Origin of the sequence: Alcanivorax sp. 1008, from assembly GCF_020667895.1 — a bacterium.
Taxonomy (GTDB): Bacteria; Pseudomonadota; Gammaproteobacteria; order Pseudomonadales; family Alcanivoracaceae; genus PGZG01.
In genome coordinates, this window is the sequence record NZ_JAFMPS010000014.1 from 25,306 (window position 1) to 43,062 (window position 17,757).

The following is a 17,757-nucleotide window of genomic DNA, read 5'->3' on the forward strand; positions in this document are numbered from 1 at the left end:
AAAGAACGCCCCGGTTATCGGGGCGTTCTTTTTTTAGGGCTGCGAACTGCAGAAGGAGACGCTGAGCGCCCGGTGGGGCGAGCAGGTCTGGCTTTGCCAGAAGTTTGTTCACGAGGCGGCAGGCCTGTGTGCTGTGTCAGAATTTTTCCTTTGCTCGCAGCGCTACTCTTGCCGGTTGTGCGGCGCTGATGAGCGTCAGCTGAGTTCTTGCGACGCGGCGCTTGATAGTCACGGCCATCGCTGGGTTGAGTTTTGGGAATTAACTGGTGTTTGCCATCACCAATCAGATCCGCTCGACCCATTCGTTTTAATGCGTCGCGCAGCAGTGGCCAGTTTCTTGGATCATGATAACGCAAGAAGGCCTTGTGCAGTTTGCGCTGTTCCGGGGTTTTCGGTGTTTCTATGTTGTCACTCTTGTAGGTTATTCGGCGCAGAGGATTCTTGCCCGAATAATACATGGCTGTAGCGCTGGCCATCGGTGACGGATAAAAAGCCTGTACTTGATCTGCGCGGAAGCCATAGCGCTTGAGCCACAATGCAAGATTCATCATGTCTTCATCGCTGGTGCCTGGATGGGCAGCAATAAAGTAGGGGATCAGATACTGTTCCTTGCCGGCTTCCTTGCTGAAGCGCTCGAACATTTCCCGGAACGTATCGTAGGAGCCGATGCCCGGTTTCATCATTTTTGACAATGGACCCTGCTCGGTATGCTCCGGAGCAATTTTCAGATAGCCGCCAACATGATGGGTGACCAGCTCACGGACATACTCGGGATCTTTTACCGCCAGGTCATAACGCAGCCCGGAAGCAATCAGAATTTTTTTCACACCTTTGATGTTACGTGCGTTGCGATACAGCTGGGTCAGATGCGAGTGATCGGTGTTGAGGTTTTCGCAGATGCCGGGATAGACGCAGCTTGGCTTGCGGCAGGCAGCTTCGATTTCCGGGCTCTTGCAGGCAATCCGATACATATTGGCGGTGGGGCCACCAAGGTCAGAAATTATCCCGGTAAAGCCTTTGACCTTGTCACGGATTTGTTCGATCTCTCGCAATACAGATTCTTCCGAACGGTTCTGTATGATGCGGCCCTCATGCTCGGTGATTGAGCAAAAAGTACAGCCACCGAAACATCCACGCATGATATTCACTGAGAAACGAATCATTTCCCATGCCGGGATTTTCGCATCGCCGTAGATCGGGTGTGGTGAGCGCGCATAGGGCAGGTCGAAGACGTAATCCATTTCTTCCGTGGTCAGTGGAATCGGAGGTGGATTCAGCCAGACATCAATTTCCGCATGGCGCTGAACTAGCGCGCGGGCATTGCCCGGGTTTGTTTCCAGGTGTAGCACCCGACTGGCATGGGCATAGAGCACCGGGTCGTTGCGTACTTTTTCAAATGATGGCAGCCGGATCACGGTGTGATCCCGCTTTAGTTTTGGGTGCGGCAGGATCTGCACTACCTGCTCACCTGCGTCATTAATGTCAACGCCAAGCATGGGGTTGTTACGTCGCTCGACTTCGCACTCGTCCAGTTCCTGAGTGTTAACGTAGGGATTGATAATCCTGTCGACCCGGCCAGGACGGTCAATCCGAGTGGAGTCAATTTCCCAGTAATCCTCTGGAGTATCGCGGCGAATAAAGGCGCTGCCGCGGATATCAGTAATAGAGTCCACTGACTCGCCCCTGGCCAGGCGGTGAGCCACCTCGACGATGGCTCGCTCGGCATTGCCATAAAGCAGCAGGTCAGCGGTGGCATCCAGCAGGATCGAGCGCCGTACCTTATCCTGCCAGTAATCGTAGTGGGCAATGCGGCGCAGCGAGGCCTCGATGCCGCCAAGAACAACCGGCACCTCTGGCCAGGCTTCTTTACAGCGCTGGGAGTAGACCAGTGAACTGCGGTCCGGCCGTTTTCCGGCCTCCCCTCCGGCGGTGTAGGCATCATCAGAGCGAGGTTTGCGGTCCGCAGTGTAGCGGTTGATCATGGAGTCCATGTTGCCGGCGGCCACCCCGAAGAACAGGTTCGGCTGGCCCAGTGCCATAAAGGCCTCTTTTGAAGTCCAGTCTGGCTGGGCAATGATGCCCACCCGGAAGCCCTGAGCCTCTAGCAGGCGGCCGATGATAGCCATGCCGAAAGAAGGGTGGTCAACATAGGCGTCGCCAGTGACAATAATAATGTCGCAGGAGTCCCAGCCAAGTTGGTCCATTTCCGCCCGGGACATGGGCAGGAACGGTGCGGTACCAAAGCACTCAGCCCAGTAACGTGAATAGCCGAACAGGCTGGTGCGGGGACGGGGAATAGACAGGGCAGACATGGGGTATCCGGAAACTGCTGAGTGGCGCATTGTACTCTCTGCAAGGGCCAACAGCGACCGGCCAGCCGCTGATAGGAGGGCGGTTGCTGGGGCTGGTAGCGCCGCCAGCCCGGTGACTGCTCCGTCATTTGTAAAAACAAGTGTTATTCGGGCTGCGGGCAGGGGTTACCTGATACAAGTCATGAAATGTGAGCCGCATCACGCTAAGATAATGTCACCATGAGATTGTTAAAGGGAAGTCGGCCATGTCCATGATCAGCGCTGCCGCCATTGACCTTCAGTCAGACGAGAGTCTGATCTGGAGCTTGAGCGAGTTCGACGATCATCGCCGGGCGGTTGAGTTTGTACGTCACTTTCGTGACTCTCTTTGCATTTACTCCAATAAAGTCGGCCAGATATATGCCTGCTACGACGTCATTGTACCGGCCGGTGATGTCCCGGACTTGGTAGTTGTGCCTGATCTTGAAGCATTTACCGAAACCTGGTACGAGGTGGCGGAGAAGGCCATTCTGCCGACGGGCTATACCATCGTCCCTGGTGGCGTGGTTGGTCGTTCTGGCCTGTACCTGCATATGAAAGATGCTGACGGTAAAGGTAAAGCCGTGCCGTTGGCCGCAGGATTGCAGGCGGCGGCGGAGGAGTTTGAGGCCCGTGGTGAAGAGTTTCTGCCCATTCTGACCAAGGGTGATTTGCGGGCCTTCAAGAAGCAGGCGCCGATGTTGCATCTGCACCGCCTTGACCCGCATATGATGTCGGAAAAATCCCGATTTGAGCTGAATGACATTCGCAGCAGCATGAAGAAAAAGCTGCGCGCTTGTTGTTAAGCATTGCTGGAAATAGAAAGGGCGCCTATTGGCGCCCTTTTTTATTGCTTTTTTCAAGCGGCAGCGGGTTGATCCAATATCTGCCGCCATTCATTTATTAATGCACTGTTGTCATGTTGCCAGGGGTGGAAGTCCGGGCGCAGATACTGCAGATATTCAGGTATGACGGGTAGCAGCAAGCCGTTGATGCCGAATAATTTCCACAGCCCTTTGGCCACCTTTAGTGGTCTGCGATGCATTTTGTCATGTTTCAGAAAGGCAGCTGTGTAGGTGGTGGTGTAGCTGGCTAAAGCAAAGCTGGCGCTGAGGAAAATGCGCACGCGCGTGGCGTAGTCACCGGATACATCCTGATAGAGGTCGTAGGCCACGCCTTTATGTTCAGTTTCTTCGATTGCATGCCAGGCCCACAGGTCACGCACACTTGGATCGATTTTCTCGAGCAGCGCGGGATCACTCAGCAGACGATGGGCCAAAATGGCTGTGATGTGTTCCAGACCAGCAGTAGCCGCCAATTGCTGCAATTTCGACAGTCGCTTGCGGCCAATGGCGATAAATTTCTGGGCCAACGCTTGGCCGCCTTCGGCTTCTTCTTTGTAGCCCTGAGTGGCGAGCATTCTGTTGAAGCTGTCATGCTCCAGCGAGTGCATGGCCTCCTGACCGATGAACCCGGATATTTCTTGCTGACGAGCCTTGTCGGTCACAGTGTCTCGGAACTCGCGTACGGAATCCACGAACATGCGCTCGCCATCCGGGAAGGTTAGCGACAGCGCGTTGAGAAAGTGGCTGAGTACCGGGTCATTATCAAACCAATAGCGGGGCACATCGGCGAAGCCAAAGTCCTGACGCTGAGGAGTGATCTGCACATGAACTGGCTTGCTGGCGGTCTTCTTGCGCGTATTAAGAACCATGCTGCATTCCTCGGTTGACTGCGGCGCCGGTTGGTCAGGGCACTGGGGGTGCCGACCAAGCGCCTGCTTGGTCTATGCTTGGGGAGTCTGACAGTCGTGGCTGTCATCGTCTCGTCGAGGAGGGCCAGCAATTGGTGAGTATGGGCCACAATAAAAGCACCGGTCTGCCTCAGGTAGGGGTGCCGGGAATCTACATGCTGCTGCTTTGCGATGTCCTGCGAAGGTTTGGTCATGATGACAGTCGCATGTTGGCGGAGCTGAACATCTCACGCTCTGGCCTGTTATCACCGGAAAGTCGCATCCCGGTGTTATTTGCCCATAGTGCTGCCCGCTACGCTATTGCTCGGTGCGGTGATCAGGGGCTGGGGCCTGCCTATGCGGCGGCTTTGAAGGTCACGCTGCATGGCCCGCTGGGCATGATGGCGCTTTCCAGCCCTACCATTGGTGCGGCGGTCGATGCGGCCGGGCGCTACCTGGTCCTGCGGGCACCATTTCTGGCCATGAGCCACCGTATCGATGGCGACCGTGTGCGTATCCGCTTCGAGGCTCGTGATGACCTTGCTGATCTGAATGACTTTGTTATGGAAATTATGCTGTTGGGGCTGGCGCATATGGCCGAGCAGTTACTCGGCGGATCGTTAAAGGGGGGTATGATCAGCATGCCGGGAGAGCCGCCCGCATGGTATCAGCGAGGCCGAATCGCCTTGCCCGTACCGATTCACTATCGGGCGCAGGATCATGAGCTAATCTTGCCACTGCAGGTGTTTGAAGCGGCGCCACAGCTGGCCGATCCGGCGGTGGCTGCGGTGGCGAGGGAGCAGTGCGAGCAGGAGTTTCGGCAACTGTTCCGAGAAGTTAATCGGCTTAGCGATCGTATTAGCAGTTTGTTGGCGGCCTGTCCGGATGCCACAGCTTTGCCAGATCTGGAAACTATGGCACGTCAGCTGCACATGTCCAGCCGGACCATGAAGCGACGCTTGCAGGAAGAGGGTAGTCAGTGGCGCTGGCTGCTGGATGCCGAACTATGCCGGCGTGCGTGTCAGTCATTACGCCATCCAGATGTTCATATCAGCGAGGTGGCATTCGAGTTGGGCTATCAGGATGTGTCTAATTTCTCTCGGGCCTTTCGCCGCTGGACCGGCAAGACACCAAAGGCCTGGCGGGACAATCCCCCTGTTTCGGGGAGTGTCCACTGAACTACGCTAAAGGTAGGGTTCAACGGCGGATCACTGCGTATCGCCAACACCCTTTCTTTACGGAGATGTTCATAATGCACGTCAGGATGAAACCATCATTACTCGCCGCTTCACTGTCTGCTGCTGCTTTTTTGGCAGGTTGTGTTACTGCACCACCACCGCCGCCGACCTATAACCCCGCAGATGCCGCGGCCAATCAGGCGGCAACTTTTGTTGGCAGTAATAAGCCGGCCAAGAACATGCAGAAGGTCAAGAAGGTGGCTCTGACCGGCTGCAACGTAATGTTTGCAGATAAATCCAGTGGCAGCGCGTCTACAGGTGCTGGCATGTTCGGTGACAGGGCGACTAATGATACCCGTCGTGTGGACGAGAAAGTGATTGTGGTTTACAGCATGACTGGTCTGGATGAGCCGGCCATGCAGAAAATGACCGATGATATCTGTCAGGATGCTGAGAAGCGTATGGCTGCTTCTGGTCTGGAGGTAATGCCCCGTTCGGAGTTGGCTAAAAGCGAAAGCTACCAGAAATTGCTCGAAGCTGGCCGCAAGAGCCCCTATGAATTCAAGGTCGGGCAAAGCACCTATAAAGTCTTTTCCGCCTCCGGCAGCTCCATTTTTGATCCTCGCTATATCGGCACCGTGTCTGGCCTCGGTCAGGCTTTCAAGCAGGCTGGCGGCAACTCAGCGCTGATGCTGGAAACCCGCGCGATGAACGAGCTGGGCGTGGATTCCGTGCAGATCAACATGCTGGTGGATTTCGCCCAGATTCAGTCCGATGGCCACAGCAAAGCTTTCCAACTCAGTGATAAGGACACTGCCAGAGTAGATGCCAAGGTGCAGCTTGCTGTCAGTGGTGATATCAAGATTCAGCCGGTCAGCGAGCTGAAGTGTTGGAAGGCACTGGGTGGTCGCACCGATTGCATGATGAAAAACAATGCCACCCCGGTGTTCTTCACCAAGATTCCGGTGCTGGCCGAGGAGCCGTTCTACAAGCAGGTGCGTGAGGCGACCAAGACCAGTGACAAGGTTGCTTCTGGTCTGACCAAAGGCCTGGCCATGCTGTCTGCAATGGGAGGCGTATCCAGCACCTCCACCAGTATCACCCGTTACGAGGTTGTTGTTGAGCCTGCCCAATTTGCGCAGGTCAGCCGCAAGTACATGGACGGCTTTATGGATATGCTGTTTATCAGTGCTAACAATGCTCGCAGCGCTACCAAGTAGTATCAGTAGCGGTTAGACAGTTGGGGGCGGCTTCGGCCGCCCTTTTTCTTTCAGGGTGCTGGCCCTTGACGGTCATGACCCGGTATTGACCGGCATCCGCTATACTTCCCGCTCTTTAAGGGGAGAATGCCATGAAGTATCGCGGTGCCAGCCAGTTTCGTCATGACCAGCCGTCCCGTGTCGGCCTGTTGATCACCAATCTTGGTACCCCGGACGCACCCACCACACCGGCGCTGCGTCGATATCTGGCTGAGTTTCTGTCTGATCCGCGGGTGGTGGAAGTGCCACGGCTACTGTGGATGCTGATTCTCCATGGCATCATTTTGCGTGTTCGCCCGCGCCGTTCTGCCCATGCCTATCAAAGTGTCTGGACTGACGCCGGCTCGCCACTGATGTTGCACACTGTGGCCCAGCGCGATGCGTTGCGCGCAGCGCTGAAGCCGAAGTGGGGTGACGACCTGATAGTGGAATGCGCCATGCGCTATGGCAATCCGTCTATTACCAGTGTGCTTGAGTCCATGCAGCAACAGGGTGTACGTCAACTGCTGGTATTACCGCTTTATCCGCAGTACTCCGCAGCGACCACGGCATCAACCTTTGATGCGCTGGCAGCGGATTTTAGCCAACGCCGTTGGTTGCCGGATCTGCGCTTTATCAGCCACTACCACGACTTTTCGCCCTACATTGAGGCGTTGGCCAGCCAGGTCGAGTCACACTGGGCGCAACATGGCCAGCCAGATAAATTAGTGCTCTCTTACCATGGTGTACCGCAGCGCTATCTAGACAATGGTGATCCCTACCATTGCGAATGCCACAAGACATCGCGACTGCTGGCCGAACGATTGGGTTTGAGCAAGGATCAATACATCACAACCTTCCAGTCCCGCTTTGGACGTGAGGAGTGGTTGAAGCCCTATACCGATGAAACTCTGAAGTCCCTGCCCGGTCAGGGTGTCAAACATGTGCAGGTGGTCTGCCCGGGCTTTTCTTCGGATTGCCTGGAAACCATTGAGGAAGTTGATATCGAAAACCGTGAATACTTCATGGCAGCGGGAGGAGAAAAGTTTCACTACATCCCGGCATTAAATGCTCTGCCATCGCATATTCAAGCATTGCAGGCGTTGATTGAGCAGGAGCTATGCGGCTGGCGAGCAGCAGATAATTCGGGCCAAGTGCTGCAGGCTAGAAAGGAGAGGGCAGAAGCGCTGTCCTGATTTAGAGAATGCTTTTCAGTACCTTTCTTACTGCGCCCCAGCGATTCACCAGCAGCGCGGTAAAAATCAACAGGCATCCGGCTAGCTGCATGGGTGCCATGGTTTCACCAAACCAGAGTGCTGCCAGTAGTGCAACCCAGACTGGTTCGACAATCATGATCACTACGCCGTGACTGGTAGTGGACAAACTCTGAGCCCAGGTTTGGAAAAAGAAACGGGCTGATGTGCCGATAATGGCACTGGCCGCAATCCAGACATATAGCATCGGTGCAAAATTGTTAAAGGTGGGTTGCCAGGGCTCCAGCACTAGTGATGCCAGCCCGGTGACCATGGATACGGTCAGAACCATAAGTGTGGTCAGTGCCAATGGCGGCACACCCTGACGCTGGCGTACCTCGCCGCTTTTGTTGGTTGCCGAGCTGGTGTTGGCTGCCCGGGTGTTGAGGGCGTAGTAGAAGGCAAAGCCGAAAGCCGAGGTGAAAAAGAAAATCTGGCCGATCTCAGGGCGAAAGCCATCTTTCAAAGCCAGTAACGCGAGACCGACCAAGGCCACCGGAATGGCCAGCCAGGTGCTTATTGGTGGCGTTTCGGCAAACAGAAAACGGCCAATAAGCGGCACCATCAGCACCCCGAGAATAGTCAGAAATGCACCTTCACCGACATGGCTGGCGTGGGTCAGGCCGAGCACCCAAAAGCACATGGCAAAACCAAACACCAGTCCGACCCGGATTGCTCGCCAGGTCTGCTCGCCACTGATCTCCATAAGTTGACGTCGAGCCAGAATTGCCAGCAGGGTGCCAGCAAGCATGAAGCGCAGGCACATAAACAGCAGTGGTGGCATCAACTGCACGGCCTCACGGGAAAAAATCCAGCTGAGTGCAGACAATACGGTGACCAGCACCAGCAATAGATCAGATTGACTAGCCTTGGACAACGGCACAGTAATAGCTCGGCGGCAGGACAGTAATGGCCGCGCAGCATAGCATGGGGCACAATCCACTGGCAGGCATATAGAGGCCAATAGATGACGGAAGCAGGGCAGCCAGAGAATCGCTTTCGACTGCTGGAAGGCAGTATGGATGCGCTCGGTATGCGAGCGCATCTGGCGGATACTGCCCGCCATACACTGGATATTCAGTACTACATCCTGCATGACGGTCTGACTACCCGAATGCTGATCCAGCGCCTGCTGGATGCAGCAGATAGAGGGGTCAAGGTCAGGCTGCTGCTGGATGATATGACCAGCTACGGACATGACGCGCGTATTGCCGCACTTTCCTGCAATGACAATATCGAAGTTCGTTTATTCAACCCGATTGAATCCGGTCGCCGTCTGGCAATTACCCGTTTTCTGGCCTTCATGGCACGAATACAACGTATGCATCGGCGAATGCATAACAAGCTATGGATTGTTGATGGAGATGTGGCTATTACCGGGGGGCGTAACCTCGGTGATGAGTACTATGGCGCTTCCAGTCAGATGAACTTCAGCGATCTGGACCTGCTCTGTCGTGGCCCGCTGGTTAAGGAAATGAGGGACAGTTTCGATCGGTACTGGAATAGTCCCTTTGTACTGCCTGTGGCAAAACTGCGCCTTTTCAACCCCAGCGTTGAGGAACACCGGCTTTGGCGTCTGCGGGTGGTGGACCGCATGATGAGCGCAATGCGTGAGCGCGAGGACTATGTTTCCTCTCTGCGCCAATGGCAGCGTGATGGCAGTGGTGCTCGCCTGCTTGACGGGATGTTGCCGGCAACAAGCAGACTATTGGTGGACAGTCCGGAAAAGATTGGTACGCCAGAGCCTCCCCCTGTGGAAGAGTTGGTATTCAGTCCACTGATTGACCGGGTTCGTGCAGTCCGTAAGGAGCTGACTTTGGTCAGCGCCTACTTTGTCCCGGGAGAGCTCGGTATTGAGCTGCTTGGTGAGCTTGCTGCGCGAGGTGTGCGAGTGAGGGTTCTGACTAATTCATTAGCCGCCACTGACCTGCCATTGGTGCACGGTGGCTACGTGGCATTTCGTCAGCGGCTTTTGCAGGCTGGTGTTGAGTTGCATGAAATGCGCGCTCACCCGGATCAGAAAGGTCGCTGGCGTCACCCCTTGCGGGGTAGCGTGAGCCTGCACACTAAAGCGATGATATTTGATCGCCATAGTGCCTTTTTGGGCAGCTTCAATATGGACCCTCGCTCAGCATTCTGGAATACGGAGATCGGCGTGTTACTGGAAAGTCCGGCGCTCGCTGAGCAGTTGCTCACGCTGGCGGATCAGGCCATGGATCCGCAGATCAGTTATCAACTGAAGCTGGATGATGGGCAGGTACGTTGGCACTTTACTGGGCCTTCCGGGCCTGCGATCCAACGGTTCGAGAGCGGCACCCCATGGCGTCGCTTGCTGGCCTGGTTCAGTGCTCGTTTTGCACCATCAGAATGGTTGTAAATTCGCCGAAAGGTATTTTTAACGGAGTTCGTTTTATGTTGTGGCTAAAAGCGTTCATTGCAGGATTCATCGCGACTATTGTTTTTCATCAAGGCGTTGTCGGCTTGTTTTGGCTAATGGGTGCGATACCAAATGCCCCGTGGAATATGTCAGCAGTCCCGCCTTTAGGGGTGCCCCAGGTGATCTCGCTGGCTTTTTTTGGCGGTCTTTGGGGAGTCCCAGTGTGGTGGCTGATTCGTCGCTGGCATGGAGCCATGCTGTGGCTGTCTGCACTTGTTGCTGGAGCCGTGGGCCCCACGGCAGTGGCAATGCTGGTGGTATTTCCCTTGAAGGGTTTGGCCGTTGGACTGACAACAGTCGTCGGTGGGCTGATCGTGAATGGTGCCTGGGGGATAGGCGTGGTCTGTGTGATGCGCTGGCTTTTTAAGGTTCGCTGACGGGGGCGCTGCCCAGATAACGATTCATGATTTCATCCAGTGAGCCATCGGCCTCTAGCTGTGCCAGGCCAGCGTTAAACTGATCGCGCACTGTCGCATCCAGAAAAGCGGCATAGCGAGGAGCCGGGTTAAATATGGGGTGAATCACATAGTCACCACCAATCTCCCCGGTGCTGGAAAGTTGACGGTGAAAATATTCGAAGATCCGCCTCTCCATAATGATAACTTCAGCGCGTTCCCGGAACAGCATTAAAACCTGTGAGCGTTGATTGCTCACTTCCGGAAAAACATGGCCATCTCTTATTAGATTCTTGAACTCTGTACCAAGAAATTTCTCTGAGTTCTGGAAAACCACTACTCGAAGATCCGTCAGGTCGGTGAGGCTGTTCAAGGTGAGCTGGGACTTCTTTAGAGAAATAGCCACGTTTTGGTAGTCGATGATGCGGTGGCTGTAATGAACATTCGGCAAAGTGTTGGCAGCCAGGTTATAGACACCGTCAACCTGCCTTTCCTCAATCATGCGCTGCACACGACGGTTTGGTGCGTAGACAAACTCTACCTGATAGCCCGATGGCTCCAGAGCTTGCTGAATGATTTCTACAACAATGCCGCGATGCTGATCGGTAATAACGTAAGGCGGAATGGAGGAAGATGTGGCAATCAACAGTTCGCGGGCATGCCCCGCGCTGCTGAGCAACAGGCCGCTCAGCAACAGGTAAAGTGCCACCATGCAGAAGGTGCGGGTGTTTGTTACTGAGGAGCTATGCATGCTCTGAGGCTATCACAGCTATTCAGTGACCACACCAAACTGTTCCAATAGTTCCTTGCCCGGGAAGCCATCGGCAATCTGCCCGTTCGATTTCTGGTAGCGACTGATGGCTGCGCGAGTCCCTGGACCCAGCACGCCATCTGCATTGCCTGCTGCAAAACCCTGCTCATTAAGTGCCTGCTGCAGTTGCATTACCTGATCACGGTTTAACCGTGGCGACTGAACAGGTTCACGGGAGAGTTTGCCGGCACCATTAATGCGGTCCGCCAGGTGGCCAACCGCCAGAGCATAGGCCTCGGCCCGGTTCCAGCGCATGATGACATGAAAGTTTTCATATACCAGGAAGGCTGGCCCCTGATGTCCGGAGGGCACCAGCAGCGACGCTTTCATGTCGACTCTGGGCAGTGCGCTGCCATTGGCCTGACGAACGCCCAGCTTGCTCCACTGGCTCAGGCTCAGGGTTTGGCCCAGCCCCGCGTTCTCGAAGGCGAAGCCGTTTGGTAATTTGACCTCTCGACCCCAGCGTTCTTCTTTACGCCAGCCGATGCCGCGAAGAAAGTTAGCGGCGGACGCCAGTGCGTCAGGCAGGCTGCCCCACAAGTCGCGTTTGTCATCGCCGTCGTAGTCAATGGCGTAGCGTAGAAAGACCGATGGCATAAATTGGGTATGACCCATGGCACCGGCCCAGGAACCTTGCATCCTTGAGGCTGTGATTGATCCTTCATCGATAATCTTCAGTGCGTTGATCAGCTCGCCAGTAAAGTACTCACTGCGCCGTTGGTCGCAGGCCAGTGTGGCCAGAGAGTCAAGCACGGGCATTTTGCCGAAGAAGCCGCCGAAGTTGGTTTCCAGCCCCCAGAATGCCACCAGATATTGAGGAGGTACGCCAAACTCCTTGCTTACCCGGTTTAGCAAGCTGCGGTGCTCGGCAAGCAGTTCACGTCCGCGGACAATACGGTCTTCGGTGACTCGCCTTTCAAAGTAGGTGGCAAAGCTTTCACTGAACTCAGGTTGGCGGCGATCCAGCTCAATCACTCGTTCAACGTAATTGACTGCAGCAAGATCCCGTTCTACCACGGTATTGCTAATGCCCTGTTGCAGTGCAGTGGACTTTAGTTGTTCCACGCACGTAGCGAATTCCGCCGGATTTTCTGCCTGTGCGGTGGCAGGAAAAACAGCTATTAGTGATGGATAAATCAGGGTCGATAGCAGCAACTTCCGGGAAAGCATTTTTACTCCGGGGAAACAGGTCATGCGGTGTTGGAGCCTGTCAAAGTGGCGGGGTTCCGTCAATCGGGTTTTTTCCTTCTTCGCTGGATCTTTCGGCGAAGCGACTGGGCGGAACCTGATAGTGTCGCCGAAAAGCACGGGTAAAGTTGGCCGAGTCACCGTAACCAAGCTGATAGGCGATATCGGTAACCGACCACCCCTGATCAAGCAGTTGGGCTGCTTTACTCATGCGTGCGGAATTGGCCAGATCACGAAAGCGTTGGCCCTCCGCTTCAAGACGGCGATGCAAGGTCCGTGATGACATCTGCATCTGCTCCGCCAGTTGTTCCAGCGATGGTATGGCTTCTTCGCTGAGCAGCAGTTGCTGATAAAGTCTTGCAGAAATACTGCGCCGGGCCTCCAGCGCGGATAGTTCCTGCTCACATCGCGTGATTGCTTGATGGTGAGCGGCGGCGTCGGCCAGAGCAAAAGGGGTGTCGAGAATCGCCAGCGGTATTCGGATGCGGTAGCCGGAGCAACCGAAGCGCAGGCCGTCACGGACTTCTGCCAACCCCGCCAGAATGGCATCGTCGGGCTCTCCGGGCATTTCCAGCCGCAGGCTGGCCGCCTGATTGCCGAGCAGAAAACCGGCCATTAGCGAGATGCTGCTAAACAAGGTCTGAATCATAAAGTCTTCGCAGCGCTGACTGAGACCGGGCAGCGGGGTGACCTGGACACTGGCAAACTCCTGATCTTCCGTTACCGACAGCTGTACCAGCTGGCTAATCAGAGGGAAGAAGCGCACTGCTACCTGTAACGCGCTGCGGGCATTTGCAGCGGTCAGACCGGCATATCCGGCGCTGCCATGGGCGCTGATATTCAGGCGCCGCCCCAATGCCAGCCCTGGCTGGCGGTTTGCACCCAGGCGGATAGCGTTGGCCAGAAACCGGTCCTGATCCTCCAGTCCGATAAAGCCCCCGGCATCACCGAGCAGGCCCTCGCTGATGCTGGTTCCCTCCAGCAGGGAGCCGACCGGCACGCCGCGCTCGGCCAGCATTTGCTGGACTCCGGCGAAGTAGCGGCTGGCGGTGAGCGCTTCAGTAGGTGTCATGGTGATACGCTAACGCAAATCAGGCTGTCTGAAAATGACAGATTGCTGGCGGTCTCTGACCTGCGCGCCAGCGCTGCTCGGGGCACAGTTGTTTCAATGTCATAAACCTGGAGTCTGATGATGTTCTCCCGTTTACCTCCCAGCGTGATGATTGCCCTGAAGTCTGTGTTGTATCTGATGGTGTATGTGGTGGCCTGGCTACCCTACAACGCCTGGCAGAACATGCAGGAGAGCGGTCAATACAACCTGTATGCCTGGTGGCCCCTGTTCCTGATCTTTGCCGTGTTGCCGATTGTCGATCATCTGGTTGGTCAGGATCCCGCCAATCCGACCGATGAGCAGGTCGAAAAGATGTCCACGCAGTGGTGGTACTCTGTACTGACGGTGCTGGTCGTGCCGACCCAGTTCGTTGTGCTGGCTTTCGGGGCTTGGGTATTTGTTGAGGCTCAGCAGCAGTTTTCCCTGCTCGGCCAGATTGGCTGGATTCTTTCATGCGGCATCGTCAGCGCAATTTTGGCCATTAACGTTGGCCATGAGCTGATCCACAAGCGTAATCGCATCGAGAACTGGGGCGGTGGACTGCTCTATGCGTCGGTCTGCTATCCGGGCTTCAAGGTGGAGCATGTGCGCGGCCACCACGTAACCGTATCTACCCCGGAAGATGCATCATCCTCCCGTTACGGTCAGAGTCTTTATGCATTCTTGCCGCACGCCTATAAGCATAATTTCCTTAATGCCTGGAAGCTGGAGGCAGAGCGCCTGCGCCGCAAAGGTCTGCCTGCGTTGCATTGGCGCAATGAGTTGATCTGGTGGCATGCGGTCAGCTTGCTGATGATGGTGGCATTTGCCACCGCCTTTGGCTGGTTGGGATTGGTGTTCTATCTTGGCGTCAGCTGGATGAGCTTTACTACGCTGGAAATTATCAACTATGTGGAGCACTACGGCCTGCATCGACGCAAGTTGGAAAACGGCAAGTACGAGCGCACAACTCCAGCGCATTCCTGGAACAGTAACTATCTGTTGACCAATATGGGCCTGTTCCATCTGCAGCGTCACTCGGATCATCATGCCTTTCCTAATCGCCGTTATCAGGTTCTGCGTCACTATGATGAATCACCGCAGCTGCCCACTGGTTATGCCGGTATGTATCTGCTGGCACTGGTGCCGCCACTGTGGTTCCGGGTAATGAATCCGCGTGTGGAAGCCTATTACAAAGGCGAAGAGTGGCAGCTTTCCGCGAAGCAGTTCGAGCAGGCGGCCAAGGCACACACCGTCTGATTATCAAGCCATGGGCAAATGGTCGACAGGTCGATTTTTTGTGCCATTGACTGATATCAATTGGCAACAACCTTTTGCCGCTATCCTGAACGCTGATTTTGTGCGAAGACAGGAGATGGCAATGCTGGATAAGCAGCTCCGCATACTGCTGGGATTTTGTTTTCTGGTTGTGGGAGTGCCTGCCGGGGCTGAGGAAAAACAGTGTCCTCAGCCCCGATTTACTGAACAGGCGCCGGCAGAGTATCTGATCAAGGAAAATCCACTGAACGCCAGCCGCTCAGTGCTGGGCGCAGGCAAGCGACTTTATCTGGGGAAGGTGAAGGGCGTCGGTCCGGGCTGTGCGGTTTGTCATGGCAGCAAGGGGGATGGCCAGGGTCCACTGGCAGCCAGTTTTAACCCACCGCCGAGGGATTTTACCTGCGCACAAACCATTAACGGTGTTCCGGACGGCCAGCTTTTCTGGATTATCCGCCACGGCTCGCCGGAAACTTCAATGCCACCTCATCCGCAACTGGACGATCAGCAGATATGGAAACTGGTCCATGTGCTGCGTAATTTGGCCCGCTGATATCCTGCGCCCTTGCGTTCACTCCTGTGTCGCGCCGTAACCAGCTAGAATGATGGCTGATTTGTGAGAGATGCCGATGACATCATTCAAGTTTGATAATAGCTATGCCAATTTGCCCGAGGCGTTCTGCCGGTCATGTTCTCCCACAGCGGTTGCGGCGCCTGAGTTAATTTCCCTGAACACTTCTCTGGCAACGGAGCTTGGGCTGGATTTGCACGGCCTGGATGCAGGTGCTCTGGCCCGGATTTTTTCCGGTAATCAGCTGCTCACTGGTTCGCAGCCAGTGGCCACGGTTTATGCCGGTCATCAGTTCGGTGGTTTTAATCCACAGCTGGGTGATGGCCGGGCAATCCTGTTGGGCGAGATCGTCGATATTCACGGCCGGCGACGTGATGTCCAGCTCAAGGGAGCGGGGCGGACGCCCTATTCAAGGGGCGGCGATGGCCGTTCTCCCCTCGGCCCGGTGATACGTGAGTATCTTATTAGTGAGGCTATGCATGCTCTGGGTGTGCCGACCACTCGCGCACTGGCGGCAGTGGTCAGCGGTGAAAACGTGTACCGCGATGAGGCCCTGCCCGGTGCCATTCTGACCAGGGTCGCTGCCAGCCATATCCGTGTCGGCACTTTTGAATTTTTTGCAGCTCGGGGAGATATGGAAAATCTGCGCCGACTTGCGGATTACGTGATAGACCGTCACTACCCCGCAGCACGGGACAGCGACAATCCGTATCTGGGTTTGTTGAATGCAGTGACAGACAATCAGGTGGCTTTGATTGCACAGTGGATGAGCATTGGTTTTATTCACGGGGTGATGAATACCGATAACGTGCTGGTCAGCGGTGAAACCGTTGATTATGGTCCCTGCGCCTTTATGGATGCCTATCACCCGCAGACCGTGTTCAGTTCCATCGACAGGCGTGGTCGCTATGCCTACCAGATGCAGCCTGCTATCTGTCAGTGGAATATGGCACGCTTTGCCGAATCGTTGGTGCCGTTACTGGATGATCAGCAGGATAATGCGCTGGCCATGGCTACTGAGGTGATTCGCTCGATGATGCCGCGCTATGAGCAGGCGTGGTTGGCGCATATGCGTGCCAAACTTGGCCTGTATACCGAGCAGTCATCTGATAAGCAGCTGGTGGACGATTTGCTGGCGGCGATGGATGCCAGCGAGGTGGATTTTACTTTGCTGTTTCGCAGCCTGTGTGATGCTGTGGAGAATCCGTTGCAGGCTGCAGCTCCGGCTCAGCTGTTTGCCTCCCCGCGGGACTGGCTTGGTTGGGCCGAGCGCTGGGCGGCAAGGTTGGCCGCTGAGACTCAATATGCTTCAGAGCGGGCGCAGCGGATGCGTTCGATCAATCCTGCAGTGATTCCCCGCAACCACCGAGTTCAGCAGGCCATCGACAAGGCCACACAGTCAGGCGACTTCAGCGATTTTGAGCGACTCAAGCGGGTGTTGGCTACACCCTATGAAGATCACCCGGCTGATGATCCATGGCTTGGACCACCGCCGGCGGGTGAAAAAGTCTGCCAGACCTTCTGTGGCACTTAACCGGCACTATGGCCGCCTGCCAGCTTAAGGCTGTACGTAGATCAGTGGGCGGAAGCTTTTCAGGTAGGCGGGGAAGCCGTCAACATCCTTGGTGCCACTGAAAGGACCGACGAATAGTCTGAACGGGTCCGCGCTAACATCCATAAACAGGACCTGCAGTAACGCAGTCTGCGGTAACGGAGAGGCAATGCTGCCCACATCGGCGCTGCCAAATTGCCAGGTTACTCGGCGAACATCTGGCTGAGCGGGCAGGGCGCCCAGATTGTCCTGGGACACCGGGGCGCCGCCATTCAGGGTCTCGACATTGTTGATGTCTGCCCAGCCCAGAGCCACCTTGATGTTGTTGTCTTGGGCGGCGCGATAGTTGTGTCGCCACATCAGGGTTGAGCTGCCGGTACAGCTGGCATCACCACTATCGTGCTCATGCTCGCTTAGTTTCAGGGTGTCTTCGCCAAAAAGCCAAAGCTGGCGAATGTGGATGTTATTGGCTGAGTCAAAGTGACACGATTCCCAGCTGGAGTCCTCCACCGAAATGGGTGTGTTCCAGGTATAGGCCGGCACATCGTAGTAGGCCGGTGGATCGACTTCGATTTCACAACCCTGCAGGGATAGGGTAAAAGCAGCCAGAAGGGGCAAAAAAAGGGGGCGCAGCGCGGTCATAGGGTGATTCTCAGGTGTTTTTTTACAAGGTTACTCGTTTAGCCGCTGTGCAGCGACCTGCGAAT

The 17,757-nt window shown here is 55.5% G+C and carries 16 protein-coding genes; 9 read left to right on the forward strand and 7 right to left on the reverse strand.

Annotated features, from left to right (window positions below; all coding sequences use genetic code 11):
- Positions 1-14 precede the first annotated feature (14 nt).
- Positions 15-2,312: a YgiQ family radical SAM protein gene (locus J1C54_RS13380; RefSeq protein ID WP_229148749.1), complete on the reverse strand. Its 2,298-nt coding sequence runs from the start codon at positions 2,310-2,312 to the stop codon at positions 15-17.
- A gap of 245 nt (positions 2,313-2,557) precedes the next feature.
- Between J1C54_RS13380 and J1C54_RS13385 the strand changes: the two genes are divergently transcribed.
- Positions 2,558-3,136 carry a hypothetical protein gene (locus tag J1C54_RS13385; protein ID WP_229148752.1) on the forward strand — a complete coding sequence of 193 codons (579 nt, stop codon included), beginning with the start codon at positions 2,558-2,560 and terminating at the stop codon, positions 3,134-3,136.
- Positions 3,137-3,189: 53 nt separating this feature from the next.
- Here the strand turns inward: J1C54_RS13385 and J1C54_RS13390 are convergent, their stop codons facing one another.
- Positions 3,190-4,044, reverse strand: coding sequence for a metal-dependent hydrolase (locus J1C54_RS13390; protein ID WP_229148755.1), 855 nt, complete (start codon positions 4,042-4,044; stop codon positions 3,190-3,192).
- A gap of 140 nt (positions 4,045-4,184) precedes the next feature.
- Here J1C54_RS13390 and J1C54_RS13395 point away from each other — a divergent pair, with 140 nt between their 5' ends.
- The 3 genes from J1C54_RS13395 (at position 4,185) to hemH (ending at position 7,674) form a co-directional block, all read left to right on the forward strand.
- Positions 4,185-5,240: an AraC family transcriptional regulator gene (locus J1C54_RS13395; protein WP_229148758.1), complete on the forward strand. Its 1,056-nt coding sequence runs from the start codon at positions 4,185-4,187 to the stop codon at positions 5,238-5,240.
- 74 nt (positions 5,241-5,314) lie between these two features.
- Positions 5,315-6,460, forward strand: coding sequence for a hypothetical protein (locus J1C54_RS13400; protein WP_229148761.1), 1,146 nt, complete (start codon positions 5,315-5,317; stop codon positions 6,458-6,460).
- A 131-nt stretch (positions 6,461-6,591) separates the two neighbouring features.
- Complete coding sequence (hemH, locus tag J1C54_RS13405; protein WP_229148763.1) at positions 6,592-7,674, forward strand: ferrochelatase; 1,083 nt, start codon at positions 6,592-6,594, stop codon at positions 7,672-7,674.
- Position 7,675: 1 nt separating this feature from the next.
- On the opposite strand, the gene J1C54_RS13410 is transcribed toward hemH, so the two are convergent.
- Positions 7,676-8,614, reverse strand: a complete 939-nt coding sequence (locus J1C54_RS13410; protein WP_229148764.1) for a DMT family transporter — start codon at positions 8,612-8,614, stop codon at positions 7,676-7,678.
- 84 nt (positions 8,615-8,698) lie between these two features.
- Between J1C54_RS13410 and J1C54_RS13415 the strand changes: the two genes are divergently transcribed.
- Positions 8,699-10,108 (forward strand): phosphatidylserine/phosphatidylglycerophosphate/cardiolipin synthase family protein, encoded by a 1,410-nt coding sequence (locus J1C54_RS13415; RefSeq protein WP_229148765.1) that lies wholly within the window; start codon positions 8,699-8,701, stop codon positions 10,106-10,108.
- Entirely contained in the window at positions 10,099-10,545 is a 447-nt protein-coding gene (locus J1C54_RS13420; protein ID WP_229148767.1) for a hypothetical protein, read from the forward strand. Before J1C54_RS13415 ends, J1C54_RS13420 begins: the two co-directional genes overlap by 10 nt.
- On the opposite strand, the gene J1C54_RS13425 is transcribed toward J1C54_RS13420, so the two are convergent.
- Genes J1C54_RS13425 through J1C54_RS13435 form a run of 3 tightly spaced genes read right to left on the reverse strand, consistent with a single transcriptional unit; the run spans position 10,532 to position 13,634 of the window.
- A complete protein-coding gene (locus J1C54_RS13425) occupies positions 10,532-11,314 on the reverse strand; it encodes an ABC transporter substrate-binding protein (protein ID WP_229148770.1) in 783 nt (260 codons plus the stop codon). The two genes, J1C54_RS13420 and J1C54_RS13425, sit on opposite strands and share 14 nt — an antisense overlap.
- 18 nt (positions 11,315-11,332) lie before the next feature.
- Complete coding sequence (locus tag J1C54_RS13430; RefSeq protein ID WP_229148772.1) at positions 11,333-12,544, reverse strand: lytic murein transglycosylase; 1,212 nt, start codon at positions 12,542-12,544, stop codon at positions 11,333-11,335.
- A gap of 40 nt (positions 12,545-12,584) precedes the next feature.
- Positions 12,585-13,634, reverse strand: a complete 1,050-nt coding sequence (locus J1C54_RS13435; RefSeq protein ID WP_229148775.1) for an AraC family transcriptional regulator — start codon at positions 13,632-13,634, stop codon at positions 12,585-12,587.
- 120 nt (positions 13,635-13,754) lie between these two features.
- On the opposite strand from J1C54_RS13435, the gene J1C54_RS13440 reads away from it, so the two are divergent.
- The 3 genes from J1C54_RS13440 to J1C54_RS13450 all read left to right on the forward strand — a co-directional run bounded on the left by J1C54_RS13440 (position 13,755) and on the right by J1C54_RS13450 (position 17,032).
- Positions 13,755-14,912, forward strand: coding sequence for an alkane 1-monooxygenase (locus J1C54_RS13440; RefSeq protein ID WP_229148818.1), 1,158 nt, complete (start codon positions 13,755-13,757; stop codon positions 14,910-14,912).
- Positions 14,913-15,033: 121 nt separating this feature from the next.
- The gene (locus tag J1C54_RS13445; RefSeq protein WP_229148777.1) at positions 15,034-15,480 is read left to right on the forward strand and encodes a cytochrome c; all 447 of its coding nucleotides are present in this window, start codon (positions 15,034-15,036) and stop codon (positions 15,478-15,480) included.
- A 76-nt stretch (positions 15,481-15,556) separates the two neighbouring features.
- Positions 15,557-17,032, forward strand: coding sequence for a YdiU family protein (locus J1C54_RS13450; protein ID WP_229148779.1), 1,476 nt, complete (start codon positions 15,557-15,559; stop codon positions 17,030-17,032).
- 24 nt (positions 17,033-17,056) lie between these two features.
- Here the strand turns inward: J1C54_RS13450 and J1C54_RS13455 are convergent, their stop codons facing one another.
- The gene (locus tag J1C54_RS13455; protein ID WP_229148781.1) at positions 17,057-17,692 is read right to left on the reverse strand and encodes a hypothetical protein; all 636 of its coding nucleotides are present in this window, start codon (positions 17,690-17,692) and stop codon (positions 17,057-17,059) included.
- Positions 17,693-17,757: the final 65 nt, after the last annotated feature.